Origin of the sequence: Pedobacter sp. MC2016-14 (assembly GCF_020991475.1) — a bacterium.
GTDB lineage: Bacteria > Bacteroidota > Bacteroidia > Sphingobacteriales > Sphingobacteriaceae > Pedobacter.
On sequence record NZ_JAJMPA010000001.1, the window covers coordinates 2,745,367 to 2,771,683 of the forward strand.

Sequence of the window (26,317 nt, forward strand, 5' to 3'; positions counted from 1 at the left end):
AATAAGATGCTAAAAAGAATGTTAACATGCCTGTTGATTGCCCTGTCAACTTATTTAAATGCCGAGGTGCCCTTAATCACAAATGTTTCGGCCAGGAACATTACCTCCCTAAACGGGAAATGGAATTACATTATCGACCCCTTAGACAATGGCTTTTTTGATTATAGGCTGGAGCCCCTTAAAAACGGCTTTTTCAAAAATCAAAAGCCAACAAATCCATCGCAATTAATTGAATACAATTTTGATACCTCACCCTATATGAAAATCCCGGCCGATTGGAATACCCAGGATAATCAGTTGTTTTTCTATGAAGGTTCAGTATGGTTTAAAAAGGATTTTACACATCAAAAGAAAGCCAATAATAAAACTTACATCTACTTTGCTGCGGTAAATTACCGCGCTTCTGTATACATCAATGGGCAATTGGCAGGTCATCACATTGGAGGATATACGCCTTTCAATTTTGACATTACAGATTTACTGTTAGAAGGGAAAAACTTTGTAGTGCTTAGGGTTAACAACAACCGGGGAAAAGACGAAGTACCAACTGTAAACATGGATTGGTGGAATTATGGCGGGATTACCAGGGAGGTCATGCTGGTAGAGGTACCTCAGGTATTCATAGAAGACTATCAGATTCAACTGGCTAAAAACAACAAAGGTTTAATTTCCGGATGGCTGAAGTTGAATGCCGCAAAAGCCGGAGAAGCAATTGTTGTAGAAATACCGGAATTGAAAATCAAGCAAGAGTTGAAAACAGATCAAAATGGACTTGCGAATTTCGAAATCAAGGCGAAGCCGGCATTATGGTCGCCTAAAAACCCAAAAATATATGAGATAATACTCAGCAAAGCTGATGAAAGAATCACTGATCAAATTGCCTTTAGAACAATTGAAACAAAAGGTAAAGACATATTACTTAATGGCGAAAAGATCTTCTTGAGTGGCATTAGTATTCATGAAGAAGCGCCTTATCGGCAAGGCAGGGCATGGTCTAAAGATGATGCCAGGACTTTACTGGGCTGGGCGAAGGAAATGGGTTGCAACTTTGTTCGCCTGGCGCATTATCCCCACAACGAAAACATGGTACGCGAGGCCGAAAAAATGGGCTTAATGGTGTGGAGCGAAATTCCGGTGTACTGGACAATCTCCTGGCTTAACGAGGGAACCTATAACAATGCAAAAAAGCAACTTCATGATATGGTTTACAGGGATAAAAACCGTGCTGCGGTAGTGATTTGGTCTATCGCCAATGAGACGCCACATGGTGAAGCCAGGGATAAATTCCTATCGAACCTGGCCACCTATGCCCGCAGTTTAGATAACACCAGATTACTTAGCATGGCTATGGAAGTAAATCACCTGCCCAATCATGTAAATGTGGTGGAAGACAACATGAACAAATATGTAGATATCATTAGCTTTAACGAATACATGGGATGGTACGATGGCCGTGGTACTTCCGAAGATTGCCGTGTGGCTACCTGGAAAATTCCCTATAATAAGCCCATCGTAGTAAGTGAATTCGGCGGAGATGCCTTGCAAGGACTTTATGGCGATAAAACGGAGCGCTGGACAGAAGATTTTCAGGAGGAACTGTACATCAGAAATCTGGAAATGTTATCGAAAATTGATGGCTTGTCGGGGGTTTCACCATGGATATTAAAAGACTTTCATTCTCCCCGGAGACAGCTGTTCGGGATACAGGATTGGTTTAACCGCAAAGGTTTAATCTCTGACCAGGGAATTAAAAAGAAGGCTTTTTACATCATGCAGAACTGGTATAAAACGAAGAATAATTAAATTTTATAATACAATTAAAATGTTTGATAAAATATTATTTTCAATAAATTATTGTCTTCTGAATAAAAAACAAACAGGCAGTTTACTGGTGTTTTGTTTTATATACTCTTCTGTACAGGCCCTGGACTACCGGGCCATAAGACCACTAAGACCAGAAACTAACAAAATGGTTTTTGCTGAGTTTGGGTATAACGTAAACGATTTTGGAGCAGTTGGAGATGGTAAAACTATAAATACAGTGGCGATACAAAAAGCGGTAGACCAATGTAGTCTGGATGGAGGGGGGATGGTTTACTTTACCTCAGGGGTTTATGTGTCTGGCACAATTTATCTTAAATCTAACGTAGTTTTACATATACCAAGTGGGATCACCCTAAAGGCTAGTAGCAAGATTGATGACTTTCCAGACCAAAACTCCAGCCTTCCCACCCATAATCAACCTAATTTAACTAGTAAGGCTTTAATATATGCTGAAGGAAAGCAAAGTATAGCTATAACCGGTTTGGGAACCATCGATGGAAACGGCAGATATTTAGACTTATCGGACGATAGAAAAGGCCGCCTTAAACCCTCTTTTAAATATCGCCCCCGTATTCTCCACATCAGAAATTGTGAAAACATCTTAATTGAAGACATAAAGCTATTTAATGCTGCATCCTGGGTTCAGACTTATCAAGAGTGCCAAAATCTGATTATTCGTGGAATCAAGGTAGATAGCAAAGAAAACCCTGTTGTAAATGGTAAGCAGGATACAGTGGCGTACAGGCACCGGAATACCGACGGGTTAGATTTAATAGATTGCCGCTTCGTATCTGTTTCTGACGCCCATATTAGTTCCGGAGATGATGCCATATGTATCAAAAGTTTTTCGCCTGATAAGATCTGCAGCAACATTACCATAAGCAATTGCAATCTTAGTTCCAATACCTCAGGCTTGAAAATAGGTACAGAAACTGCAGGAACCATACAGGATATCGTTATTCAGAATTGTACGGTTTATGATACGAAGGGAGAAGGAATTGCGATTATAAGTGTAGACGGTGCTACGGTAAGAAGAGTTAGCATCTCCAATATCATTCTCAATAATATCAAACGCTCTGCCATATTTATTCGCTTACACCAAAGGAATACGCGCTACGGAGCATATACGTATTCAAATAAACCCGGTCTAAAAGACATCATGATTAATAACATTCAGGGCAGTCGCCTGTCCAGTTTGGGCTGCTCTGTTTCAGGGATAAAAAATTTTGAGGTAGAAAACGTAAATTTCAGTAATGTACATTTGGAGTTCGAGGGCTTAGCAAGCAGCCAGGTTTTTTCGGGGCAGGTTCCAGAGTTGCCCAATGGCTATCCAAAAGGAGATATGTTTGGTATACTTCCTTCGTTTGGTTTTTATATCAGAAATGTCAAAGGCATAAGGTTTAACAATGTTGATGTAAAATCGCTTAAGCACGATTCCAGGCCTGCAATAGTAATAGAATCGGTCAAGGATTTTAGTTTTATAAGCAGTTATGTACAAGGTGATGCTGTAAAAGATAAAGTCCTTTCTTCTACCACAGGTATTTTCCAAATCAATGCAACTCTCCAAAAGCGCTAAAACAGTTTAAATATGAGCATTGTAATCGGTAAAGCCATGCAATTATTGATGGGTATGGTAATTTCTTTAAATGTACAAAACAGTTTCTCGCAGCAGAGAACTGACACGGTATATCACATTGTAATGTATGGGCAAAGTTTAATGCTAGGTACAGGATCTGTGCCCTTGCTTTCTGTACAACAGCAGTATAATACATTAATGTTTAGTGGCGGCATACGTTCTGGCTATGATGCTGATGCTGATTATTATGCTGGCCTGGTTCCTTTGACAGAAAAAATAGTCATATCAAAAGCCAGTGGAGCCAAATTAGGTGAAACACCGGCAACCGGGTTTTCCGAAGAATTTAATTCACTTTTAGGTAGCGCTTGGTCGAATACGCTGTTGTTATCCTCGCCGGCGCAGGGTTCAACAAGTATCGCTGCTTTAACCGGGCAGGGTATTTATTGGGATAGATTCAAAAAAGATATCATTGAAGCTAGCCGGCTTGTTTTTGCCCGGGGTAAGAAATATAACGTCCCATTTATTTTATGGAACCAGGGAGAAAAGGATATTGATGGAAAAACATCAGCAGATAGCTATAAAAACGATATGAAATGGTTTCAGCAAAAAGCAGACGAATTTATTAAGTCGGTTACCGGGCAAACAAATGCTGTAAAAATCCTGATGTATCAAACCGTGTCACATAACGTGCGTAAGGCTATGGGAAACCCCGAAATAGCAAACGCACAATATGAATTGGCGAAAAGTGAAGCCAATATCACGATTTCTAATACCACCTATCAGCTCCCTTATCTTAAAGACAATGTGCATCTTACTAACGTTGGCAGTAAATGGAATGGCGCCGATCATGCGATAGCTGCGAAAGCCTTACTCATAGATAAGGTTAATTGGAAGCCGATTTATGTGAAAGGAATATCTTCTTCTAAAAATGTTATTGTTGTTGATTTTCATGTACCTGTGCCCCCAATAGTTTTTGACGAGATCAATGTAAGCAATCCGGGAAACTACGGCTTTCGGATTTTTAATAAATCCGGAAAAGAGTTAGCGATCAAAGATGTCTATATTAAAAATGGAGACAAGGTTTACATTAGCACCGAGGAGGAAATGAAAAAAGGAGGCATACTCTGGTATGGAAATAATGGCATTGCGACCGGAGCCCTGAATGGCGCAAGAGGGAATCTTCGTGATACACAGGGGGATAAATTTACAATTGAAATTGCAGGTAAAAGAATAAGATTGGATAACTGGTGCCCAGTTTTTAAGGAAGAGATACCAGAATGAATACCAATATGTTAAGGCGTTGAAGTTAAACCAGACAAAGCATGTTATGTGATGCAGGACTGGTATAAAACAAAGAAAAGTAAATATGATAATCATGAAAAGAACACTGGTAGTATTGCTTTTGCTGGTCTTTAGCTGGCAGGTTAAAGCTCAGGAAGATATGGATATCTTTTTGTTAATAGGCCAGTCTAATATGGCTGGAAGAGGTGAGCTTGAAGGACAAAGGATTGCTATGGATAGTATTTATATGCTTGATAAGTATAACAATTGGGTTCCGGCTTCAGAACCTATTCATTTTGATAAGCCTGCGGCCGGATCTGGCCTGGCAGCATCGTTTGCAGTTTCGGTACGTAAACCGGGCCGTAAAGTGGGTTTAATCCCTTGCGCTGTTGGGGGTACCAGAATTGAAGCCTGGAAACCCAATGTGGTAGATAGTGCTACAGGTTATGTTGCCTATAACGATGCGATAAGCCGGAGCAAAGTTGCACTTAAATCCGGGACTTTAAGGGGGATATTGTGGCATCAGGGAGAAGGAAATTCCAGTAAAGAAAGGTACAAAACTTATGAAGAGCACTTTGAAAACCTGTTGGCTAATCTTGGTCGTGATCTCTCCATTGATATGGATAAAATTCCAGTCATAATGGGTGAGTTAGGTTATTTTTATGTCTCAAAAATGCCACTTGAAATTAATCAGGGAATGTATATCAATGCAATCAGTCATCGCCTGGCCCAAAAGAAGATCAACAGGTATTGTGTTTCTGCTGAGGGCCTGACGGATAAAGGAGATAAAACACATTTTGATACGCCATCGCTAAGGGAATTAGGCAAGAGGTATGCGGAGGGCTACCAGATTGTAAAAGCGCGAATGGACAGGTATGGTTTGTCGAGTTTAAACAAAATGATTAAGCAGCAAAAGAGTTTGGTTGCCTTCTGGGATTTTTCGGATAGCACAGGAAGACCTGTGGCAGGTACGGCTAAAGATGTTCAGCTGTTTGCTTTTGGTCAATCAAAGTTTTCCAGAGAAGGTCCGCTTTCTGGAAATTGCATTGAGTTGGATGGTGAAAAAGACTATTGGGCTATTGCGCATGAAAAGTCAGGAAAGCTGGATGTCAAAACCAATGCCGTAACGGTTATGGCCTGGGTAAAATGGAGCGGTAAAACTGGATTTGTGGCGGGTAAATGGAACGAATATCAGGATGGCGGCAAACGTCAGTACGGTTTGTTTGTATCATTGCCATACTACAATGGTGCGCAACAGGTTTGTGGGCATATTTCTAAAAATGGCGGGGCAACAGCACCATTTCCATACAGTATTGACTATTCTGCCAGTCCTCAGGAGGTACTTTCAGACAAATGGGCCTGTGTTGCTTTTACGTACGATGGTAAGTATATCAAATCTTATTTGAACGGGGTGTTTATGGAGCGAAAAGCCGAATTGATTAAAAATACGGCAGGCTTTTTTCCAGACAAGCCAGCAGGTATAAAACAAATTAAAAATCCTTATTACTATCCGGATGGCATCGGTAACATGGGTTCAGATTTTACCGTTGGCGCAGTGCAACTTAAAAAAGGGATGGGCAACTTTTTTAAAGGAAAAATAGGAGGGCTTGCAGTATTTGATACAGCTTTAAGTGAAGAGGAGATGGGGGATCTAGCGGTAATGCCTGGTGAATGAAAAAGCTATAACCGGCTCAAAGTTTCCCTGGAGACCCCCAGGTATGCCGCAATGAGCTGCTTGGGGACAATGTTGTATAATTGCGGGTACATGGCCATCAGTTCCTCGTAACGGTATTTTGCATTGTTGTTCATGAAAGACAACAATCGCTTTTGTGCGGCAACATATCCTTTATTGGAACGCCAGCGAAAGAAGTATTCCATTTGATAGATTTCCCGGCAAAGCTTTTCCCTGTCCTCGTTTGAGAGACTCAATACTTCGGTATCAATGATGCAGTCAAGACTAACCGTCGCTTTAAGATTATAAAATAAGGCATTATAGTCAGATGCCCACCAGTTGGTCATGGCAAACTGCAGGATAAACATTTTTTGTTCATCATTGATGTAAAATGTCTTGATGCATCCATCCAGTACAAAATATTCATGGTTTACAGGATCTCCCAGGTTGATCACCGTTTCACCTTTTTTAAAAGATACTGGCTTAAAATGAGAAAAAATATAATCGAACTCCTTTTCTGACAGGCTAACTGTTTTGCTAAGGTGCGATTTTAAAATATCCTGGGCGCTCATATCTGATGGATCATGTAAAGAGACAAAGATAATAATCCATTTTGTTGGCGCTAATAAAGTCCATTGCAAAATGTACTGGTGTGATGTACATCACAAAGCATACCCTCATTTCTTATTGTGATTTAGGTCACATCATAATGCAGTGATTTTAGATCAACTTTGTGATGTGTTAAACAAAACCATTTGGAAATGGTTGGTTAATGCAAATCAACATTTAAGTATAAAAGACATGACAAGTACAACAATTTTTAAAGTACTGATAGTACTTACTTCACACGACAAACTAGGCGATACTGGAATTAAAACTGGCTTTTGGTCAGAAGAATTCGCTGCGCCATATTATGCCCTGGCTGCGCAAGGAGCTCAAATTACCCTTGCTTCACCACTAGGTGGACGTCCGCCTCTTGATCCAAAAAGCGAACTTCCGGATTTTCAGACAGAGGCCACAAAACGTTTTGATGCTGATGAGGAACTACAGGAAAAATTATCGCATACCCTTAAATTGAGCGAGGTAAAAGAAGAAGATTATGATGCTGTTTTCTATCCTGGAGGGCATGGTCCACTGTGGGATTTAACGAATGATCAATCCTCAATAGCTTTAATAGAGTCGTTTTATAGAAAAGGGAAACCTGTTGCAGCAGTTTGTCACGCTCCAGGTGTTTTAAGGTATGTGAAAAATGAAGATGGCTCTCCTTTAGTAAAAGGTAAACAAGTAACTGGTTTTTCAAACACTGAGGAAGAAGGCGTTCAACTGACCAATATCGTTCCTTATCTTGTGGAAGATGAATTGAAAAAACTGGGTGGCATCTATTCAAAAACTTCAGATTGGGGCAGTTACGTTTTACAGGATGGAAACCTGATTACCGGACAAAATCCTGGTTCTTCAGTAGCAGTTGCCCAAAAGTTGATTGAATGGCTTAACAGCAACCGTAAATAAGTTTATTGTTCTTTGTGGGTAGCGTGGTATGGCTATCCGCAAGGAATATTGACTTTAAATTAATGGTTTGTAAGTAGCCGCTTCAAGATATCTACAGATTGTGCTAATTCATCAAGATTAGAGGAGGCAAAGCCCAGCCTGGTTGAGTTTAGCTGATAAAATGGCGAACGATGAATCTTTCCGTCAGAAAAAGAAAGATCCTTTTTTCGTGCCTCTTTTGCAAGTTTAACCAGGTCTATAGCTGGTTCAAAAGTTGTCCAGACCGCCAGGCCGCCTTCTGGTAGAACAAAATTCAGGTAGCTGTTTAATTCGCTTTTCAGTAAGTTACAGAAGGTATCACGTCTTTGCCGGTACACGCGGAGGGACTTGCGCAAATGGCGCTGAATAATACCATTTTGCAATAGCTCGGCCATCGCATTGTCTAACATGGTATCTCCTTGTCGGTCTACAATCCGCCTTAGTCTGGCTAGTTGCGCAATCACATTAGCGGAACCCACCAGATAGCCAACCCTAAAAGCAGGCGATATTGTTTTGGTGAACGATCCGCAATACAAAACCGTACCTGCCTCGTCTGCACTAGCTAAAGGCGATAAAGGTTTGTTTAGATAATGAAAGTCATAATCATAATCGTCTTCAAAAATAATAAAGCCATATTTTGAGGATAACTGCAATAGCTGTATGCGCCGTTCTACCCGTAAGCTTACACTGCTCGGGTAATGGTGGTGAGAAGTCACATAAACCATACGTACATTCTTTTTTTTACAGATCTTTTCCAATTCATCTGTATTGATGCCATATTCATCTACGGCTATTTGTAACAAATTAGCTCCAGCCTGCAAAAAATTATTGTTTGCACTTGTCCATCCCGGCGCAGCTGCTACTACATTGTCGCCAGGCCTTATTAAAGCCGTACTGGCCAAATATAAACCCATCACAGTGCCTCGTGTAATCAAGATGTTGTCTTCAGTTACTTTCATTCCACGGGTTTCGCTAAAGTGAGCAGCCAATTGTTCTCTTAGCCAGGCTGAGCCCTGCGGGTCGTCGTAGCCTAAACGATGATAAGTGTTGCCCATAATCAATTGTGTACGATAGGCTCTGGATAAGTCGTGCAAGGGTGCCAGGCGGGCATCAGGGAAACCATCATCCAGATGGTAGCTGGTCTGTTCCTTAATAAACTTGCGTGCTAAGTGATCGGCTTGCTCAAAATGAAAACCTGCTATCAGCAAAGGATCTCCCGTATTTTGAATTTTCTTCCCCAGTTTCTCAGGCTTAATTACTGGTAAATGGCCTGCTACAAAAGTGCCGCTTCCCGTTTTACTTTCCAGCCAACCCTGGGCCAGTAGGTCATCATAAGCTCTAATCACGGTTTTGCGATGAACAGAAAGTAATTGAGCCAAATATCTTGAACCTGGTAATTGCGTTGCAGGTAGTAGTATGCCTTCTGTAATTGCAGCGGTTAATTGTTTGGCCAATTGTAAATATAGCGCTGCGGCATCGCCTTTGGTTAAATGAAGGGTGGAGAAGAATGGGTGCATAACCGGACTACTTGTTTTGTGAAAATTGGATGGTTAAAGGCGTCCAATAAAGATACAACTTTGTTGAAAAGAAAATAAAATGAAAAAAACAAGCAATCACCTCATCCCGAGCCGGGCGGCTAAACGGGCAAATTTTGATGCTGAAAATATCTATCCGATATTGGATGAAGCGCTCTTCTGCACCATAAGTTATGCTATGGATAATCAGCCCTATGCTATTCCCACCTCATTTGTGCGGTACGGAGATAAGATTTATATCCATGGTTCAGTAGGGAGTCATTTTATAAGGGAATTGGTTAAAGGGATACCAGTTTGCATTACGGTAATGCTGGCAGATTCCCTTGTTGTTGCCAAATCCGCATTGAGCCATTCTGTGAATTACCGTTCCGTAGTGATATTTGCCAAGGCTGAGAAGATAGAGGCTGAGCAGGAAAAGCTTGATTCCTTTGAGTGGCTGATTGACAAGGTAGTGCCCGGCAGCTGGAATTATCTTCGGCCGGTGACGGTGAGTGAGATACGCAGGACAGCGGTTTTGGCCTTTAACCTCGCAGAGGCTTCGGCGAAAATTAGGGAAGGAATGCCTAATGATGATGCGGAGGATAAACCGTTACCGATATGGTCGGGTATTATCCCGCTGCAAACCTTAAGACTTCCGCCAGTAGCGGATGAAGTCAGTCAGCTAATTCCAATTCCGGATCATTTAAATCCGCTGAGGTCAATTTAGTGAAGAAGGGTGGTGTAATTTGTTTCAAAATCATGTCACGCAGACGTTCCTGATGTTCATCTCCCCATTGTCCTAATGCGGCAATCACGGGGATTAAAGTCTTACCAAATTCGGTAAGGCTGTATTCTACCTTTGGCGGCACAACGGGATAAATTTTTTTTGTAACCAGTTCATGTTTTTCCAATTCATTCAACTGAATATTCAAAACCCTGCGTGAAGCGTCTGGAATTTTGCGTTGCAATCCGCTTGGGCGCTTATGACCCTCATTGATAAACCACAGCAGGCGGATCTTCCACTTTCCATAAAGTACTTCACCTATCAGGTCAAGTCCACAATTTAGGTTCGGCTGAATCTTTCTTTCGTACATTTTATAAAGTTACATCTATGTTCCAAATTGCGCAATAGGGGATAAATTTATCCCTATATGAATCGTAATTCCGTACTTGTACAAACTGTTTTTACACACCAATTTTGCCCTGTAAATAATCTTAAAAATGGAACAATTTAATTTCAACAATGAGTTGTCGGGCAAGATTGCCTTGGTAACAGGAGGTACAAAAGGAGCCGGAAAAGCAATTTCAGAAAGGCTTTTACAAGCCGGAGCAAGGGTTATTATTACCGCAAGAAACGCACCGGAAAAAGAAAACAATCAGCTGCATTTCATTCCTGCCGATTTAAGCAGGGCGGAAGGTGCACAAAAAGTAGTTAACGAAGTGTTGTCCACTTATGGAAAGCTAGATATCCTTGTGAACAATCTGGGTTCTTCTCAAACACCAGCTGGTGGTTTTAATGCATTAACCGACACAGATTGGGAATCGACTCTGCAAGCTAATTTACTTGCTCCAGTTAGACTGGACAGAGGATTTTTACCAAAGATGATCGATCAAAAAAGCGGTGTTATCATACACATAGCCTCTATTCAAGGTAAACTACCCCTATATAATTCTACTTTGCCATATGCAGCTGCAAAAGCAGGATTGATCAATTATAGTAAAAGTCTTTCAAATGAAGTTACGCCAAAAGGTATTCGCGTCCTAACTGTCTCTCCTGGATGGATAAAAACCACCGCAACAGAAGCTTTTTTGGAGAGGATCGCCCTGGGGTCAAATATTTCTGTTGAGGAGGCACAAAAGAGTGTGATGGATGCGCTTGGCGGAATTCCTTATGGCAGGCCTGCCGAGCCGGAAGAAGTCGCTGAACTGGTTGGCTTTTTGGTATCGCCAAGAGCAAACTACCTCACAGGAACAAATTTTGTAATTGACGGTGGTACTGTACCCACTATTTAATAATCTCAAATTGAAAAAAATGAACCTACCGAAAGTAATATCAGATTTAGTAAAAACACAAAACAACTTTGATAGGATTGCTTACGCAAATTGCTTTTCCGAAACAGCCGTAGTTTTTGATGAAGGTAAAACGCACAAAGGACGAAAAGAAATAGAACATTGGATCGCAGACGCCAATAAACGATACAAAGCTTCAATGAAGCCTGTAAGTTTTGAAGAACAAGAAAGCATTTTAAAAGTAGAAGTTTCAGGAAATTTTGAGGGAAGCCCTATTGTATTGAGTTATCATTTAGAAATAGATGATGAATTAATACAATCATTGAGCATTACAGGATAAGTGCGAACGGCTATTTCGCCAATACCCTACCAAACAAAAAGCCGATCAGGATTTGATCGGCTTTTCGCTGTTTTTAAGTACTCGGAGCGGGAATCGAACCCGCACGACTTTTAAGGTCACAGGATTTTAAGTCCTGCGTGTCTACCAGTTCCACCATCCGAGCAGATTTTATCTGCGGTAAACCGCTTTGATAAATTCTGTATTAAATACATCCTGGTAGGAATGTATTTAGAGCGAAAGACGAGATTCGAACTCGCGACCCCGACCTTGGCAAGGTCGTGCTCTACCAACTGAGCTACTTTCGCATTTGTTGTTAACATCATCCGATGTTTTTCCATTTGTAGCAAGGTTAGTAACCTTGTTTCCGTTTGGGATTGCAAATATAAATACTTTTATATTACTGTCAAGTTATTTTTAATAATAAAAATCGGTATTATGGTAAGTCGTTGGACTTCAATATTTCATAAATGAGATTACTTTCAAAACCTTTCCCGATGAGGTAGGTTACCAGCTTATTTTTCTTTTTATAGGGATCTTTTTCTGTGATAAAAGGAGCTTTTTTTTCTGCTGTGGTTAAAATAGCCTGCAGATAATCATCGTAGTCAATCGCATTTAATGCCTTTGTGATCATTTTTTCAGGCACCTTTTTAAACTTTAGCCCTTGTTTAATTTTAACCTTTCCCCATCGTTTGATGTTAAACTTTCCAGACACATAGGCCTGGGCAAACCGCTCTTCATTTAAAAAATTACTCACAATGAGTTCAGAAATTACTTGCTCCACTTCGTTGTGGTGCAAACCCCAATCGTAGAGTTTATCTCTTACTTCCTGTTGTGCACGTTCCTGATAAGCACAATAAGACTCTGCCTTTGCATGCGCTTGTCTCTTGTCTAAAATGACTTTCTTTTTTTCTGGTGTTTCCAATAACACAATAGTACGAAATACTCAGCAACAGCTACCTCTTTTACGCTATCTTTGTTCATAGAAAATTTAAGCTCATGAAGCGAAGTCTGGTCCTTTTTTTAGGTTTACTTTTTTTTTCCTTAAATTCCTTTTCCATCACGAAGGACTCCATCAATTATGGCAGGTTCGGTAAAATTATTGTTTACCATCCTAAGGGCACGCCAACATCAGTTGCCTTATTTGTTTCAGGTGATGGGGGATGGGAGCATGGGGTTATAAATATGGCCAAAGATATTTGTAGACAGGGGGCTCTGGTTTTAGGGATTGATGCAAGGCGTTATAACCACTCTTTAGCCAAACTCAATTCAGAATGTTATTACCCTGCTGCGGACTTTGAGCAGTTGAGTTTAATGATCCAAAAAAAGTATAAGATGGAAACTTATACCAAACCAGTGCTAATGGGCTATTCTTATGGAGCAACTTTAGCTTACGGTATACTGGCGCAGGCACCTGCAAATACCTTCAGAGGAGCTATCGCCATTGGATTTTGTCCTGATATCGAATTGAAGAAGCCCTTATGTAAAGGGAATGGCATTACACAACATGTATTAGAACCAGGAAAGTCTTTTTACCTGGAAAGAACGCAGACGCTCACAGCGCCATTTATGGTAATTAATGGCGTTAAAGACAGTACGTGTCCTTTTGAAGCCACAGCTGTATTTTTAAAAGATCTACCAAGGGCGGAGCTTATAACTTTACCTAAGGTTGGGCATGGATTTAAAATTTCAGACGGTTGGCTTACGCAATTGAATGCTGCTTATAAAAAAATACTTGCCACGCCGTTATTTACAGAAGCAAAAGTGATAAAGCCAAGTATTCAGCTTAGCCCAAAACAGCATCCGGCAATATTGCCTCAGGATTTTGCAACGGTAGCGGTACCGGCACCGGTTAAAAATAATTTGCCAATGATTTTCATGATTTCAGGAGATGGGGGATGGACAAGTTTTGACCAGTCGCTGGCAGAAGCCTTAGCTAAAAAGGGTTATTCGGTAGCGGGCATGGACGCACAAAAATACTTTTGGAAAGAAAAAACTCCTGAAAGTACCACGGCAGACGTGAGTAACGCTTTGAGTTATTATCTGGAACACTTTGAGAAGGGTAAATTTGTACTGGCAGGTTATTCTTTTGGGGCATCAGTGCTACCCTTTATTGCGAGCCGGCTTAATAAAAACTTAAAAGAAAAGCTTACAGGCCTGCTTTCGCTTTCACCAGATGTGACCGCTGATTTTGAAATCCATATTGCAGACATGCTGAGCTTAAATAGCAATGACGACACTTATAATGTTCTGGCAGAGACTAAAAAGATCAAGAACCTTAATCTGGTTTGTTTTTTCGGAACCGAGGAAGAAGCAAAAGTAAGAAAGGAGTTCGAAAACCAGGGCATTAAAACTATCCTGATCCCCGGAAGTCATCATTTTAATAATAACTTTTCTGCTGTAGCTGATGTTTTGATTGCACACATTAGTCAATGATGAATTGTTAATTAGATTTTAGATATGAGACAAGAGCTTCCGTATTCTGCATTATTACAAAATTTTATAGCTCCGTTTATCTCTGTGGAAGAAACTGAAGAAACCTTTTTTGAGAAGTGCAAAATTGGTGTGATGGTTTGGAATTTTTACATCGCAGATAAATATTCTTTTTCTATGGCGGCAGAACTGAAAAAGGCAATTGCCTTTAAAAATGCTTTAGGTGCTGAGCGGGCGCTACCAGAATTAGAGCTGTTGAAACGCAAAAAATGCAGTTATGATGCATATGATCATTTTATTGTGAACATTGAGATGCTACCCAGGCCAGACGGTTCCATCAGCTTAAAAGCTTACACTGTCCCTCATGATAAAATCGAAGAATTTATGACTGGCTTATCTGATTACCTGCCAGATGATGACATAGACAAATAGGCCACTGTTCCAAGACAGGACTTAGACAGACTCGGAGTAAATCCGTGGTGCAGGAAATATGAGAGCAGTATGAGTCCAGGTTTTTTCTAGTAAAAAGGTGGACTCATGGTGGACTCATCGTGGAGACATGGTGGAGTCATTTCGAGTAAGGATGGGACATGGCTTGGGTCAGTCCTGTGTCTTATCCTATATTAGTAGAATACACGTGAATATCTTATTTTCATTTCAATTATACAAGTTGTTTTTAAGCGTATAATTTTTCGGTTTCCATCTTTTTTAATATTTCTTGTTGCAGATGTGCTTTCTCAGGTGGATGTCTCGGTTTGTCGCATCAAGGAATGCCGCTTTCCATAAATTAAAACTCCTTAATGCTCTACTTATTTTGTAAATTATATTTGGTAGTTAAAAAGTATTTTCTACTTTTGTAGTGAGAGCGTTAATTTAGATTGCGGGTACGGACTTAGGTTTGTACTCGCTTTTTTTATTTTGGTGCTTATCATTCCATCAAAATCAGTTCAGTTGTTTTAATTTCCTAAATTTGCTGTGATGAGCAGCACCAACTATTCCATACAGCTTATAGCAGAAATTATAAAGGCTAAGGATTTTACAGCACAACAGCCTTCGGAAATTACCAGCCTGGTTATAGATAGCAGACGCGTAGCAGATCCTGAAGGTTCTTTGTTTTTTGCTTTAATGGCACAAAGAAACGGACACGGTTTTTTGGCAGATGCTTATGCAAATGGAATAAGAAATTTTGTGATTAGTGAACCAGATTATTTTAAAATCTATCCTGATGCTAATTTTTTATTGGTAGATGATGTTTTAAAAAGCTTACAGCAACTTGCTGCTTTCAAAAGAAGCAGGCACAGTCTGCCTGTAATAGGCATTACTGGTAGTAATGGTAAAACCGTGGTAAAAGAATGGTTATACCAGCTTTTAGCAGTTGATTTTAATATCATCAGGAGTCCTAAAAGTTTCAATTCTCAAATTGGGGTCCCTTTATCGGTTTGGCAAATTGAACCTGAGCATACACTTGGTATTTTTGAAGCGGGTATTTCTACCGTAAGCGAGATGGAGGCACTTGAAGGGATCATCCAGCCTACAATAGGGATTTTGACTAATATTGGTGAAGCTCATGCAGAGGGTTTCTCTTCTTCTTTAGAAAAACTACAAGAGAAATTAAAACTCTTTTTGCATTCAGACTTGTTTATTTATGCTCCTGAATATACTTTGGGGATTGTTGAAAATGATTTGCCGGGTAAAACAAGGTTTTCATGGAGTATGCAGCATCCGGCCGATCTGCAGGTGCTCTTTATAGAACCTATTGAACATAAAAGTTACATCAGGGCAAATTTTAGAGGGAAGGAAATAGAGTGCCTTATTCCCTTCAGCGACCGCGCTTCAGTAGAAAATGGTGTAATTTGCTGGGCCACTTTACTGGCACTGGGCTACACTCCCGAAGAAGCAGACCTTCGCCTGGAAACCCTTGCATTGGTAAGTATGCGCCTGGAGTTAAAAACCGGCATCAATCAGTGTTCTGTAATAGATGATTCTTATAGTGCAGATATCTCCTCGCTTGCAATCGCTTTGGATTTTTTAAATCAGCAGAACCAGCACCTGCAAAAAACGGTTATCTTATCTGATTTGTACGAAACCGGAAAAAGCAGGCAGGTTTTATATGGGGAAATTGCTGCTTTGTTAAAGCAAAAAAACATTGGCAGACTGATAGGTATTGGCCCTGAGATTAGTGCCTGTGCTTCGCTTTTTGAAATGGAAACCTCCTTTTATCAGGATACGCCGGATTTTATAAATGATTTTCCTACTCAGCACTTTAGTAATGAAACTATCCTGGTAAAGGGTGCCAGAAGGTTTGAATTTTCACGTATCAGTAAACTGCTAACGCAAAAGATACACGATACGGTAATGGAGATTGACCTGAATGCACTGGCTGGGAACCTTCATTTTTATAAAGCACGGTTAAAACCGGGGGTTAAAGTAATGGCCATGGTGAAGGCATTTTCTTATGGTAGCGGGAGTTTTGAAATTGCCAACCTGCTGCAATATCATAAAGTTGATTATTTGGCGGTAGCTTATGCGGATGAAGGGATTGCCCTGAGAAAAGCAGGGATTACCATGCCTATAATGGTGATGAGCCCTGAGCCTTTTGCATTTGAGGCTATTGTAAAGTATAAACTGGAGCCTGAATTGTATAACCCGGAAATTTTAACTGCTTTTGCAGGCTTCTTGCCAGCTTCAACAATCGGTTATCCAGTGCATTTAAAGATTGACACCGGCATGCACCGACTGGGGTTTGAGGAGCCTGATCTTCCGGAGTTACTTTCTGTGCTTACTGCATCGAGACAGCTAAAGGTGATTTCTGCCTTTTCGCATTTTGCTGCCAGTGAGGATGAACGGCATGATGAATTTACTAAAATTCAAATTAACCGCTTTATTGAAATAAGCAATAAGATAAGTCTGGGACTTGGTTATGCCTTTATGAGGCATATTTCTAATACTTCGGCCATTACCCGCCATCCGGATGCACAGTTTGATATGGTTAGGATTGGGATTGGTTTGTATGGTTTTGATGCTGGTTTGAAAGGGAACAGGGGTTTGCATACTGTTGCTGTTTTAAAAACTACCGTTACCCAGGTAAAACAGGTTTCTGCGCAGGAAACCATTGGCTATGGTCGCCGGGGTTTGTTGCCGCAGGGCGGGCAAATTGCGACTGTAAAAATAGGTTACGCAGATGGCTACCGCAGGAGTTTTGGAAATGGAATAGGCAAAATGTTGGTGAACGGTAAGCCGGCAGCTACGGTGGGTTCTATTGCAATGGATATGTGCATGCTGGATGTTACGGGTATGGAAGTGAAAACCGGCGATGAAGTGGTGGTTTTTAATGATGTGCTTACCATTGCCATGCTGGCTTCGCAAATTGACACCATTCCTTATGAAATATTGACAAATATTTCTCAAAGGGTAAAGCGAGTGTATTTTTATGAGTAATTTTGTGTTATGAACAGAATTGGAAGGGCTTTGTTAAATTATTTCATCAAGGGCCTAATCATTGTATTGCCTATTGGACTAAGTATCTTTATTGTAATTTGGGCGGTTACTACGGTGGACAGCTGGGTGAATGTGAACAACATCCTTGGTGCTGATGCAATTACAGGGGAAAGTAAGAATATTCCTGGATTGGGGTTGTTTTTGGTTTTGGCTATTATTATGCTGGCGGGTATTTTCGTAACTAATTTTGTTACGGAGCCTATGTACAACTGGTTCCATAAGGCAATGGATAAATTGCCAATCTTAAAGTTTATATATACTTCCATTAAAGATCTTACGGAGGCTTTTGTGGGTGATGAAAAGAAATTTAGTCATCCGGTACTGGTAGAGGTTGAGGGTGATTTGAAGCGAATAGGTTTTTTAACTCAGGGAGATTTAACTGCTATTGGCTTGCCGGGGGAGTCTATCGTTTATTTTCCTTTTTCTTATTCTTTTGCCGGACAAGTGTATGTGGTAAAAAACGAGAAAATTAAGCCGCTTGATATGACTGCAGCGGATGCCATGAAGTTAGTGGTTTCTGGCGGTGTAAGCCATTTTGGTTAGCGTTTTTTGTAGGAAAAAATTATAAACATGGTTCGCCTCATCAAAACATAGGCCCGGAATGGGGCGATGTTTTGCATGTCGTCTCACCATATTTATAATTTTTCTGAAATAAGATACCTTTCTAGATCCAAAATGAGTTTAACCGTCCAGATTAGGGAGTGTCTGGTTTGGACCGTTATTAGCACAAGTTTTTTATTCTTTACAATACGCCGGGATTTGGGGAGAATCCGTTTGTTGGCACCTTTTTTTGTAGGTTTTTGCAGTAATTTAAAAAATTGAATGCTATGAGACGACATACAAAATATTGCCCTTTTTCATGGGCTTATATTTTGAGGAGGCGACAGCATTCAATTTTTAAATACGACCTAGAAGTTTGGTTTAAGCACGTATTTGTCGTAGAACCTGAAGATGTGTTCAGCGGCTTCTTCTGCAGTATCTACCAGTCTAAATAAGTTTAAATCTTCTGCATGTATGTTGTGCTCTTTTTGCAACATCGTATTGGTAATCCAGTCTACCAGGCCACTCCAGTAAGAAGTGCCAACAAGTACAATAGGGAAGCGTGCAATTTTCCCAGTCTGGATCAGGGTAATTGCTTCAAAAAGCTCATCCATAGTGCCCATACCCCCGGGAAGAACAATGAATCCCTGGGAGTACTTCATGAACATCACCTTGCGGATAAAGAAATAATCAAATTCAAGCAGTTTATTGTGATCAATGTATTTGTTGTGAAACTGCTCAAAAGGGAGGTCTATGTTTAAACCTACAGATTTACCACCATTCATGTGGGCACCCTTATTTCCAGCCTCCATGATACCGGGACCACCGCCTGTGATCACTCCGTATCCACGTTCTGTAAGTAAACGGCCACATTCTACCGCAATTTCATAATAGGGATTGGTCTCTGCAGTTCTTGCAGAACCAAAGATGGATACACATGGGCCTATTTTGGCAAGCTTTTCAAAGCCATCTACAAATTCTGCCATGATTTTAAAGATCTGCCAGGAATCAGTTACTTTAATTTCCTGCCAGTTTTTATTTTCAAATGCACTTCTTATTTTCTCGTCGCTCGTCATTCCTTTGGTGTTAAAATCTTGTTTGTTGATCTGTTTTTTTGCTGATCATCAGTAATCCGATAAAAGTAATTAGTCCATTCACTAAAATCAATTCTACACTGAATTTATATCCTCCGAGTAATGTTTCGGAGTTTTTATCCAGCAAATAGCAGATTGCCGGGGATATGATACACATAAAAGGTACCAATTTATCATGAAGTCCTCTGTTTTTTACAAATAAGCCAAAACTGTACAATCCTAAAAGTGGTCCGTAAGTATAAGAAGCGACCTTAAAAATGCCTTTTACAACAGATTCATCATTTACAGCATTGAAAAGGATAATTACTAAAAACATCAGGATGGAAAACCCAACGTGCACCACATGACGTTTGTTTACAGCTGCTTTAGAATTTTGGTTGTCACCTTTGTTCATTTGTAAGAAATCTACACAGAATGAAGTGGTTAGGGCGGTTAAAGCAGAATCTGTTGTGGCAAAAGTAGCTGCGGTTAAGCCCAGCATAAATACAATGGCAGGAATGACGGCCAAATGGTTTAAGGCAATTTCTGGAAACAGGAAGTCTGTGCGTGGTTTACCGGTAACATGGTCTAATGGGATGGCAATACCATTTTTACTTGCATAGATGTACAACAATGCGCCAACACTTAAAAAGAAAATATTTAGCACCACAAATACGCCTGTAAAGGTAAACATGTTTTTTTGGGCTTCTTTAATGGTACCCATGCTTAGGTTTTTTTGCATCAAATCCTGGTCAAGCCCGGTCATTGCAATAGTTACAAAAATACCGCCTATTAATGCTTTGCTGAAGTGGAAGGGGTTGGTGAGGAAATCTTCATAGAAGAAGATTTTTGCATAACCACTGTTTTTAATGGTTTCAAAAGATTGTGGAAGATTTAAATTAAGGCTATCGCATATAAAATATAGGGTCAGGAATACGGAAAGAACAAGGAAAAATGTTTGTAACGTATCGGTAATGATGATGGTTTTTAATCCGCCTTTAAAGGTATAAGACCAGATTAACCCTAATGAAATGAGTACGGTAACCCAAAATGGGATGCCATAGCTATCGAATATAAAACGTTGCAATACAATAACTACCAGGTATAAACGAAAGGCTGAACCTATGGTGCGGCTGATTAAAAAGATGCTTGCGGCAGTTTTGTAACTGTAATAGCCTAAGCGCTGTTCTATATAGCTGTAGATGGATGTTAACCTCATGCGGTAATAGAGCGGCAGTAATACCGTGGCAATGATGATGAAGCCTATTGCGTTTCCGAGTACAAATTGAAAATACTGGAACTGGTTTCCGGCTGGCGAACCGACCTCTCCGGGAACGGAAATAAAAGTAACGCCAGACAGCGCAGTACCAATCATCCCAAAAGCGACCAGGTACCATTTTGAATTTCTGTTGGCAATAAAAAAGGTAGAATTATCTGACGACTTTTTAGAGGTGGCAAAGGCAATGACAATTAGCAGTAGAAAATAGCCAATAAGGAAGGATAGCAGTATAGCTGGACTCATTTGTATATTTTTTAGGTCTTAAATGTAAGAAATTCATCTTTTAAAAATGGATAACAGGATACTTAAGCTGAAAAATAAATGAAACCCTGTTCTTTTTCTGGAATATTAGTGGCCAGAATAAGGCTGAAAAGGTAAATTGATTACATCCAATTTTTAGCTAAATTTGCTGAATGAATTTTTCTTCTAAACTGCTTGAGAGTGCCGTAGCTGAGTTTGCTAAACTACCTGGGGTGGGGCAAAAGACAGCATTGAGACTGGTATTACATTTATTGAACAGGGAGCAAGAAGAAGTAGATTTGTTTGGGAACAGCATTATAAAGCTGAAGCAGGAAATTAAACACTGTAACATTTGCCACAATATCTCGGATAATCATATCTGTGAAATTTGTATGTCTGTAAAACGAGATAAGGAGGTAATTTGTGTGGTAGAGGATACACGGGATGTAATGGCGGTGGAGAATACTTCGCAATATTTTGGTGTTTATCATGTGCTAGGGGGACTGATCTCGCCAATGGACGGCATTGGACCATCAGATTTATTTATTGATTCTTTGGTGCAAAGGGTAGCCACTACACCTGTAAAGGAAGTGATTTTAGCGCTGAGTGCAACCATGGAAGGGGATACCACATTATTTTACCTGTATAAAAAATTAAAGGAATTTCAAATTTCCATCACCACTATAGCAAAAGGGATTGCCTTTGGGGGTGAACTGGAATATGCGGATGAAATTACACTGGGACGCTCCATTGTAACCAGGGTTCCTTATGAAAACTCAATTATAAAATAATTTATCATGGATTTTAAGGATAAGGTAGTCATCATTACAGGTGCATCTTCTGGTATTGGAAAAGCTTGTGCTGAAGAATTTGCCAAAAGAGGGGCAAACCTGGTGCTTGCAGCAAGGCAATATGTAACGCTATGCGAGATTACCTCTGAATTGGGGGAGCGGTTTGGCGTAAAGGCCGTAGCGGTACAGGCTGATGTGAGTAATGAGGAAGATTGTAAAATGCTGGTTAAGCAGGGTATGCTGACTTTTGGCAAAATTGACATCCTCATTAATAACGCAGGTTTGTCTATGCGTGCTTTATTTGCTGATCTGGACCTCTCGGTCTTGAAGAACCTGATGGATGTAAACTTTTGGGGTACTGTGTACTGCACAAAATATGCTTTGCCTGAACTGGTAAAAACAAAAGGTACCATTGTTGGTGTATCTTCCATTGCAGGTTACCGGGGTTTGCCGGGAAGAAGTGGATACTCTGCTTCTAAATTTGCAATGAATGGATTTATGGAGTCACTTAGGTTAGAATTGCGGGAAAAAGGCGTACATGTTATGGTAGCTTGTCCGGGTTTTACAGCTTCAAATATTAGGTTTACAGCCTTGGCTAAAGATGGATCATCACATGGGGATACGAATATGGAAGAGGGTAAAATGATGACTTCAGAGGAAGTTGCTAAGAATATTGCTGAAGGCATTGGGGCCCGTAAACGTACACTGGTGATGACAGGGCAAGGGAAGCTTACAGTATGGCTAAATAAATTGCTGCCTTCGCTGGCGGATAAGCTGGTTTTTAACCATTACAAAAAAGAGAAGAATCCTTTAATTTAAAATAACCTGTTTGAAAAATATACTGCTGCTTATTTTTATGATCCAGATTTCTACTTCTTTTGCTGGGGTAAAGGTTAAAAAGGACATTAATTATACCGTTAAGAACGATCTTCGCAGACAATTAAATGTCTACTATAAAAAAGGTATGGCAGCCAAAGAGGTTGTTGTTTTTATCCATGGAGGTTCATGGAGCACTGGTAAAAAGGATATTTATTGGTGGCTGGCAAGAAACCTGGCTAGAAAGGGCATGGTTGCTGTGACCATAAATTACCGCCTTGCACCTGAGGTGCAGTATCGGGAAATGGCACAGGATTGCGCAGACGCGGTTGGTTGGGTTGTAAGAAATATCCCAACCTATGGTGGCAATCCTGACAAGATTTTTTTAATGGGGCACTCTGCAGGCGCTCATTTGGCTGAATTGATCAATGCTGATCCTCAATATTTTTTAGGTTCGGGAATAAATACAAATCCTGTGAAAGGTTTGATTTTAAACGACCCATTTGGTTTAGATATGCTGGAGTACCTTAGTAAAGCGGAGAAAGATGGCAATTACTACAATTTTCTGCATACTTTTTCTGCAGATCCGGCAGTTTGGGAAATGGGATCTCCTTTGCACTACGCTGATCAGATTCGCAATCCTCACTTAATTTTTTATGGTTCAAAAACGTACCCTGCTATACAATTGCAATCGAGACGAATGTATGATACGCTGCTTGCCCAGCACATTAAAGCTGAATTGCATGTGATTAAGAATAAAAAGCATGTGGGTATGATTACACAAATGATTTTTGGGAGGAACCCACTGTATACCTATATTTTAGAATTTATTAGGGGTACGGGTAAGAAAAAATAAGAAAACACTTTTCGTCTCCTCGTATCTTAGCCCTGAATAAAGGTAAAGACCAGCATGTCAACTTACAGTATTTTCTCATTTTTTTTAAAAAGATTTGCTGCTTTGCCAAAACTATTCCATATTTGCTTTAATGATACTAACAAACGGACTTAACAATTGGTGGTGGCACAACGCAGCAGCGTAGTGTAACCCTTTTTTGTACGTTTATTTTTTATATAAAAGATATGTTGAGGGTTGCTGAGAAGCAACCCTTTTTGTTTTATAACCATGAAGAAAATATTAAACCACTTATTTGAAAACAAGAGCTTTAGCCGGGCCGAAGCACAAAAAATCTTAACGGCTATTGCCCTGGGAGAATACAATACCTCGCAAATTGCAGCCTTTATTACGGCCTTTGCAATGCGGAACATTACGGTGCAGGAGCTGCAGGGTTTTAGGGATGCCATGCTTGACCTTTGTATTAAGGTTGATCTTTCTGATTTTGAATTGGTAGATTTATGTGGTACGGGTGGAGATGGTAAAGATACTTTCAATATTTCTACTCTGGCTTCTTTTGTAGTTGCCGGAACCGGACATAAGGTAGCTAAACATGGTAATTATGGGGTTTCGTCTGGCTGTGGTTCTTCTAACGTGATGGAATACCTTGGCTATAAGTTTTCTGGTGACCCGGAGGTTTTAAAAAGGAGTGTTGAACAGGCCGGGATTTGTTTTATCCATGCGCCATTATTTAACCCGGCCATGAAAACTGTAGCACCAATTAGAAAGGAACTTGGGGTTAAAACTTTCTTTAATATGCTTGGGCCTATGTGCAATCCTGCACAGCCTAAAAACCAGATTGTGGGTGTATTTAGTTTGGAACTGGCACGTTTGTATGCCTACTTATATCAGGATACAGATAAAAATTATACCATATTGCATGCTGTGGATGGTTTTGATGAACTTTCATTGACTTGCGATGTTAAGACTTTTAGCAAAAGAGGTGAGGCGCTGATTAAGGTGGCTGATCTGGGCTTTGATTTACTGGCTGAAAACCAAATTACAGGAGGTGATACCGTAGCGTCTTCGGCAAAGATTTTTATGGATGTATTGAATGGGGAGGGTACCGATGCGCAACATAATGTGGTGCTTTGTAATGCGGCACTGGCCATGCAAACTATAGACGATACGCGCTCTTTTGCAGATTGTTTTTACGATGCAGAGGAGTCCTTGATGAATAAAAAGGCTTTGGGTAGTTTTAAAAAGCTGATTTCATGAGTGTTAAGTTAAAAATATGCGGAATGAAAGTTCCCGAAAATATTGCGGATGTGGTTGCCCTTGAACCGGATTATATGGGATTTATTTTCTTCCCCGGATCTAAAAGGTTTGTGGCAGACCTGAATCCTGACTTCATAAAGCATATTCCGGAAGCCATTAAAGCTACTGGCGTTTTTGTGGATGAACAGTTGGAAGTACTGAAAGAAAAGATAGTTGCGTATGGGCTAAAAGCGGTACAGTTGCATGGCAAGGAAAGTGTGGCCTACTGCGCCGCCTTGAAAGAGAGCGGGGTAGAGGTGATTAAGGCTTTTGGAATTGATGAATCTTTTGATTTTGACCAGCTTGATGATTATTATGATGTAACTGACTACTTTTTGTTTGACACGCAAACAGCTGAACATGGCGGATCTGGAAAGGCTTTTAATTGGCGTTTATTGGAAAAATATCAGCTGTTAAAGCCTTTCTTTTTAAGTGGCGGTATTGGATTAGACAATGCGCAGGAATTATTTAGGGTAAATGATGAGCGTTTGTACGCTGTAGATGTGAACAGCAGGTTTGAACTTGAGCCGGGACTAAAGGACATAGATAAATTGGGTGAATTTAAAATACAATTATGAGTTATTTTGTAAATGAAAAGGGATATTATGGCGATTTTGGGGGAGCATATATCCCTGAGATGTTGTATCCCAATGTAGAAGAATTGAGGCAGAATTATCTTCAAATCATTAATGATGCAGATTTTCAAAAGGAATTTCATGCTTTACTAAAGGATTATGTTGGAAGGCCATCGCCACTGTATTTGGCTAAACGTTTGTCTGAAAAGTACAATGCAAATATCTTTTTGAAAAGAGAAGATTTGAACCACACGGGGGCTCATAAAATCAACAATACGATTGGACAGATTTTATTGGCAGAAAAACTGGGTAAAAAAAGGATTATTGCTGAAACTGGTGCGGGACAACATGGGGTAGCTACAGCTACAGTATGTGCGCTACGCGGACTGGAATGTGTGATTTATATGGGCGAAGTGGATATTCAGCGCCAGGCACCAAATGTAGCCAGGATGAAAATGCTTGGCGCAAAGGTTGTTTCGGCAGTTTCTGGGAGCAAGACTTTAAAAGATGCCACCAATGAGGCGATGCGCGACTGGATAAATAATCCGGTTGATACGCATTATATTATTGGATCTGTAGTTGGTCCGCATCCTTATCCTGATATGGTGGCTATTTTTCAATCCATCATTTCTGAGGAAACCAAAAGGCAATTACTGGAACAAACGGGTTCTGAACAACCGGATTACGTTTTGGCTTGTGTTGGTGGTGGAAGTAATGCGATGGGCATGTTTTATCATTTTATTGATGATGAAAATGTAAAGTTAATAGCGGTAGAAGCAGCGGGCAAAGGTGTGAGTAGTGGTTTTTCTGCTGCAACTACATTTTTAGGAAAAGAGGGCGTGCTACATGGCAGCAGAAGTATTTTAATGCAAACAGCAGACGGACAAGTGGTAGAGCCACATTCTGTTTCTGCGGGATTGGATTATCCTGGAATTGGCCCCCAACATGCACATTTGTTTAAAACCACACGTGCAAAGTATGTTTCTATTACCGATGAAGAATCACTGGATGCGGGCTTGCTGCTTACCCAGAAGGAAGGCATCATCCCTGCAATTGAGAGTGCGCATGCATTGGCTTACCTGGAAAAAATGGTTTTTGCAGGAGGCGAAAATGTGGTGGTTTGCTTATCTGGAAGGGGAGATAAGGATATGGATACGTATATGAAATATTTTAATCTTTAAG

General features: G+C 40.3%; 24 protein-coding genes and 2 tRNA genes. 18 read left to right on the forward strand and 8 right to left on the reverse strand.

Annotated elements, in window-relative coordinates:
• Nucleotides 1-18 precede the first annotated feature (18 nt).
• From LPB86_RS11325 to LPB86_RS11340, 4 genes are all read left to right on the forward strand, one after another.
• Nucleotides 19-1,803 carry a glycoside hydrolase family 2 protein gene (locus tag LPB86_RS11325; RefSeq protein WP_230643834.1) on the forward strand — a complete coding sequence of 595 codons (1,785 nt, stop codon included), beginning with the start codon at nt 19-21 and terminating at the stop codon, nt 1,801-1,803.
• Nucleotides 1,804-1,822: 19 nt separating this feature from the next.
• Nucleotides 1,823-3,400: a glycoside hydrolase family 28 protein gene (locus LPB86_RS11330; RefSeq protein WP_230643838.1), complete on the forward strand. Its 1,578-nt coding sequence runs from the start codon at nt 1,823-1,825 to the stop codon at nt 3,398-3,400.
• A 12-nt stretch (nt 3,401-3,412) separates the two neighbouring features.
• Nucleotides 3,413-4,681 (forward strand): sialate O-acetylesterase, encoded by a 1,269-nt coding sequence (locus LPB86_RS11335; protein WP_230643840.1) that lies wholly within the window; start codon nt 3,413-3,415, stop codon nt 4,679-4,681.
• 94 nt (nt 4,682-4,775) lie between these two features.
• Nucleotides 4,776-6,356 (forward strand): sialate O-acetylesterase, encoded by a 1,581-nt coding sequence (locus LPB86_RS11340; RefSeq protein ID WP_230643842.1) that lies wholly within the window; start codon nt 4,776-4,778, stop codon nt 6,354-6,356.
• Nucleotides 6,357-6,361: 5 nt separating this feature from the next.
• Here the strand turns inward: LPB86_RS11340 and LPB86_RS11345 are convergent, their stop codons facing one another.
• The gene (locus LPB86_RS11345) at nt 6,362-6,925 is read right to left on the reverse strand and encodes a Crp/Fnr family transcriptional regulator (RefSeq protein WP_230643844.1); all 564 of its coding nucleotides are present in this window, start codon (nt 6,923-6,925) and stop codon (nt 6,362-6,364) included.
• A 229-nt stretch (nt 6,926-7,154) separates the two neighbouring features.
• On the opposite strand from LPB86_RS11345, the gene LPB86_RS11350 reads away from it, so the two are divergent.
• The gene (locus LPB86_RS11350; protein WP_230643846.1) at nt 7,155-7,862 is read left to right on the forward strand and encodes a type 1 glutamine amidotransferase domain-containing protein; all 708 of its coding nucleotides are present in this window, start codon (nt 7,155-7,157) and stop codon (nt 7,860-7,862) included.
• Between the two features lie 59 nt (nt 7,863-7,921).
• On the opposite strand, the gene LPB86_RS11355 is transcribed toward LPB86_RS11350, so the two are convergent.
• Nucleotides 7,922-9,397 (reverse strand): PLP-dependent aminotransferase family protein, encoded by a 1,476-nt coding sequence (locus LPB86_RS11355; protein WP_230643848.1) that lies wholly within the window; start codon nt 9,395-9,397, stop codon nt 7,922-7,924.
• A gap of 79 nt (nt 9,398-9,476) precedes the next feature.
• Between LPB86_RS11355 and LPB86_RS11360 the strand changes: the two genes are divergently transcribed.
• Complete coding sequence (locus tag LPB86_RS11360; RefSeq protein ID WP_230643850.1) at nt 9,477-10,121, forward strand: pyridoxamine 5'-phosphate oxidase family protein; 645 nt, start codon at nt 9,477-9,479, stop codon at nt 10,119-10,121.
• Here LPB86_RS11360 and LPB86_RS11365 read toward each other — a convergent pair.
• Nucleotides 10,069-10,488 carry a helix-turn-helix domain-containing protein gene (locus LPB86_RS11365; protein ID WP_230643851.1) on the reverse strand — a complete coding sequence of 140 codons (420 nt, stop codon included), beginning with the start codon at nt 10,486-10,488 and terminating at the stop codon, nt 10,069-10,071. The two genes, LPB86_RS11360 and LPB86_RS11365, sit on opposite strands and share 53 nt — an antisense overlap.
• A gap of 127 nt (nt 10,489-10,615) precedes the next feature.
• On the opposite strand from LPB86_RS11365, the gene LPB86_RS11370 reads away from it, so the two are divergent.
• Complete coding sequence (locus tag LPB86_RS11370; RefSeq protein WP_230643852.1) at nt 10,616-11,407, forward strand: SDR family oxidoreductase; 792 nt, start codon at nt 10,616-10,618, stop codon at nt 11,405-11,407.
• Between the two features lie 19 nt (nt 11,408-11,426).
• Nucleotides 11,427-11,744, forward strand: coding sequence for a nuclear transport factor 2 family protein (locus tag LPB86_RS11375; RefSeq protein WP_230643854.1), 318 nt, complete (start codon nt 11,427-11,429; stop codon nt 11,742-11,744).
• 78 nt (nt 11,745-11,822) lie between these two features.
• Here LPB86_RS11375 and LPB86_RS11380 read toward each other — a convergent pair.
• From LPB86_RS11380 to LPB86_RS11390, 3 genes are all read right to left on the reverse strand, one after another.
• A tRNA-Leu gene (locus LPB86_RS11380) sits at nt 11,823-11,907 on the reverse strand.
• Between the two features lie 69 nt (nt 11,908-11,976).
• Nucleotides 11,977-12,049 (reverse strand) — tRNA-Gly (locus tag LPB86_RS11385).
• A 128-nt stretch (nt 12,050-12,177) separates the two neighbouring features.
• The gene (locus LPB86_RS11390) at nt 12,178-12,672 is read right to left on the reverse strand and encodes a regulatory protein RecX (RefSeq protein WP_370632808.1); all 495 of its coding nucleotides are present in this window, start codon (nt 12,670-12,672) and stop codon (nt 12,178-12,180) included.
• Between the two features lie 68 nt (nt 12,673-12,740).
• On the opposite strand from LPB86_RS11390, the gene LPB86_RS11395 reads away from it, so the two are divergent.
• From LPB86_RS11395 to LPB86_RS11410, 4 genes are all read left to right on the forward strand, one after another.
• A complete protein-coding gene (locus LPB86_RS11395) occupies nt 12,741-14,177 on the forward strand; it encodes an AcvB/VirJ family lysyl-phosphatidylglycerol hydrolase (RefSeq protein WP_230643860.1) in 1,437 nt (478 codons plus the stop codon).
• 24 nt (nt 14,178-14,201) lie between these two features.
• Nucleotides 14,202-14,606, forward strand: coding sequence for a hypothetical protein (locus LPB86_RS11400; protein WP_230643861.1), 405 nt, complete (start codon nt 14,202-14,204; stop codon nt 14,604-14,606).
• Between the two features lie 546 nt (nt 14,607-15,152).
• The gene (locus tag LPB86_RS11405) at nt 15,153-17,612 is read left to right on the forward strand and encodes a bifunctional UDP-N-acetylmuramoyl-tripeptide:D-alanyl-D-alanine ligase/alanine racemase (RefSeq protein ID WP_230643864.1); all 2,460 of its coding nucleotides are present in this window, start codon (nt 15,153-15,155) and stop codon (nt 17,610-17,612) included.
• 9 nt (nt 17,613-17,621) lie between these two features.
• On the forward strand, nt 17,622-18,215 hold the full coding sequence (locus LPB86_RS11410; protein ID WP_230643866.1) for a DUF502 domain-containing protein: 594 nt from the start codon (nt 17,622-17,624) through the stop codon (nt 18,213-18,215).
• Between the two features lie 365 nt (nt 18,216-18,580).
• Here LPB86_RS11410 and LPB86_RS11415 read toward each other — a convergent pair whose 3' ends face one another.
• Both LPB86_RS11415 and LPB86_RS11420 read right to left on the reverse strand, forming a co-directional pair.
• Complete coding sequence (locus LPB86_RS11415) at nt 18,581-19,288, reverse strand: TIGR00730 family Rossman fold protein (RefSeq protein WP_230643871.1); 708 nt, start codon at nt 19,286-19,288, stop codon at nt 18,581-18,583.
• Nucleotides 19,289-19,298: 10 nt separating this feature from the next.
• Nucleotides 19,299-20,807, reverse strand: coding sequence for a sodium:solute symporter (locus LPB86_RS11420; RefSeq protein ID WP_230643873.1), 1,509 nt, complete (start codon nt 20,805-20,807; stop codon nt 19,299-19,301).
• 170 nt (nt 20,808-20,977) lie between these two features.
• Between LPB86_RS11420 and recR the strand changes: the two genes are divergently transcribed.
• The 6 genes from recR to trpB all read left to right on the forward strand — a co-directional run bounded on the left by recR (nt 20,978) and on the right by trpB (nt 26,316).
• Nucleotides 20,978-21,595, forward strand: coding sequence for a recombination mediator RecR (gene recR, locus LPB86_RS11425; RefSeq protein WP_230643875.1), 618 nt, complete (start codon nt 20,978-20,980; stop codon nt 21,593-21,595).
• 6 nt (nt 21,596-21,601) lie between these two features.
• Nucleotides 21,602-22,414, forward strand: a complete 813-nt coding sequence (locus LPB86_RS11430; protein WP_230643877.1) for an SDR family oxidoreductase — start codon at nt 21,602-21,604, stop codon at nt 22,412-22,414.
• A 10-nt stretch (nt 22,415-22,424) separates the two neighbouring features.
• The gene (locus tag LPB86_RS11435; protein WP_230643879.1) at nt 22,425-23,267 is read left to right on the forward strand and encodes an alpha/beta hydrolase; all 843 of its coding nucleotides are present in this window, start codon (nt 22,425-22,427) and stop codon (nt 23,265-23,267) included.
• Between the two features lie 267 nt (nt 23,268-23,534).
• Complete coding sequence (gene trpD / locus LPB86_RS11440) at nt 23,535-24,521, forward strand: anthranilate phosphoribosyltransferase (RefSeq protein ID WP_230643881.1); 987 nt, start codon at nt 23,535-23,537, stop codon at nt 24,519-24,521.
• The gene (locus LPB86_RS11445; RefSeq protein WP_230643885.1) at nt 24,518-25,138 is read left to right on the forward strand and encodes a phosphoribosylanthranilate isomerase; all 621 of its coding nucleotides are present in this window, start codon (nt 24,518-24,520) and stop codon (nt 25,136-25,138) included. The genes trpD and LPB86_RS11445 overlap by 4 nt, the downstream gene beginning before the upstream one ends.
• Nucleotides 25,135-26,316: a tryptophan synthase subunit beta gene (gene trpB / locus LPB86_RS11450; protein WP_230643887.1), complete on the forward strand. Its 1,182-nt coding sequence runs from the start codon at nt 25,135-25,137 to the stop codon at nt 26,314-26,316. The genes LPB86_RS11445 and trpB overlap by 4 nt, the downstream gene beginning before the upstream one ends.
• The last annotated feature ends 1 nt before the right edge of the window (nt 26,317 follow it).

What these genes read in the sequence shown, in the direction of transcription:
- LPB86_RS11325 (WP_230643834.1), top strand. Translation starts at nt 19, where the DNA reads ATGTTAACATGCCTGTTGATTGCCCTGTCAACTTATTTAAATGCCGAG.
- LPB86_RS11330 (WP_230643838.1), top strand. Translation starts at nt 1,823, where the DNA reads ATGTTTGATAAAATATTATTTTCAATAAATTATTGTCTTCTGAATAAA.
- LPB86_RS11335 (WP_230643840.1), top strand. Translation starts at nt 3,413, where the DNA reads ATGAGCATTGTAATCGGTAAAGCCATGCAATTATTGATGGGTATGGTA.
- LPB86_RS11340 (WP_230643842.1), top strand. Translation starts at nt 4,776, where the DNA reads ATGAAAAGAACACTGGTAGTATTGCTTTTGCTGGTCTTTAGCTGGCAG.
- LPB86_RS11345 (WP_230643844.1), bottom strand. Translation starts at nt 6,925, where the DNA reads ATGAGCGCCCAGGATATTTTAAAATCGCACCTTAGCAAAACAGTTAGC.
- LPB86_RS11350 (WP_230643846.1), top strand. Translation starts at nt 7,155, where the DNA reads ATGACAAGTACAACAATTTTTAAAGTACTGATAGTACTTACTTCACAC.
- LPB86_RS11355 (WP_230643848.1), bottom strand. Translation starts at nt 9,397, where the DNA reads ATGCACCCATTCTTCTCCACCCTTCATTTAACCAAAGGCGATGCCGCA.
- LPB86_RS11360 (WP_230643850.1), top strand. Translation starts at nt 9,477, where the DNA reads ATGAAAAAAACAAGCAATCACCTCATCCCGAGCCGGGCGGCTAAACGG.
- LPB86_RS11365 (WP_230643851.1), bottom strand. Translation starts at nt 10,488, where the DNA reads ATGTACGAAAGAAAGATTCAGCCGAACCTAAATTGTGGACTTGACCTG.
- LPB86_RS11370 (WP_230643852.1), top strand. Translation starts at nt 10,616, where the DNA reads ATGGAACAATTTAATTTCAACAATGAGTTGTCGGGCAAGATTGCCTTG.
- LPB86_RS11375 (WP_230643854.1), top strand. Translation starts at nt 11,427, where the DNA reads ATGAACCTACCGAAAGTAATATCAGATTTAGTAAAAACACAAAACAAC.
- LPB86_RS11395 (WP_230643860.1), top strand. Translation starts at nt 12,741, where the DNA reads ATGAAGCGAAGTCTGGTCCTTTTTTTAGGTTTACTTTTTTTTTCCTTA.
- LPB86_RS11400 (WP_230643861.1), top strand. Translation starts at nt 14,202, where the DNA reads ATGAGACAAGAGCTTCCGTATTCTGCATTATTACAAAATTTTATAGCT.
- LPB86_RS11405 (WP_230643864.1), top strand. Translation starts at nt 15,153, where the DNA reads ATGAGCAGCACCAACTATTCCATACAGCTTATAGCAGAAATTATAAAG.
- LPB86_RS11410 (WP_230643866.1), top strand. Translation starts at nt 17,622, where the DNA reads ATGAACAGAATTGGAAGGGCTTTGTTAAATTATTTCATCAAGGGCCTA.
- LPB86_RS11415 (WP_230643871.1), bottom strand. Translation starts at nt 19,288, where the DNA reads ATGACGAGCGACGAGAAAATAAGAAGTGCATTTGAAAATAAAAACTGG.
- LPB86_RS11420 (WP_230643873.1), bottom strand. Translation starts at nt 20,807, where the DNA reads ATGAGTCCAGCTATACTGCTATCCTTCCTTATTGGCTATTTTCTACTG.
- recR (WP_230643875.1), top strand. Translation starts at nt 20,978, where the DNA reads ATGAATTTTTCTTCTAAACTGCTTGAGAGTGCCGTAGCTGAGTTTGCT.
- LPB86_RS11430 (WP_230643877.1), top strand. Translation starts at nt 21,602, where the DNA reads ATGGATTTTAAGGATAAGGTAGTCATCATTACAGGTGCATCTTCTGGT.
- trpD (WP_230643881.1), top strand. Translation starts at nt 23,535, where the DNA reads ATGAAGAAAATATTAAACCACTTATTTGAAAACAAGAGCTTTAGCCGG.
- LPB86_RS11445 (WP_230643885.1), top strand. Translation starts at nt 24,518, where the DNA reads ATGAGTGTTAAGTTAAAAATATGCGGAATGAAAGTTCCCGAAAATATT.
- trpB (WP_230643887.1), top strand. Translation starts at nt 25,135, where the DNA reads ATGAGTTATTTTGTAAATGAAAAGGGATATTATGGCGATTTTGGGGGA.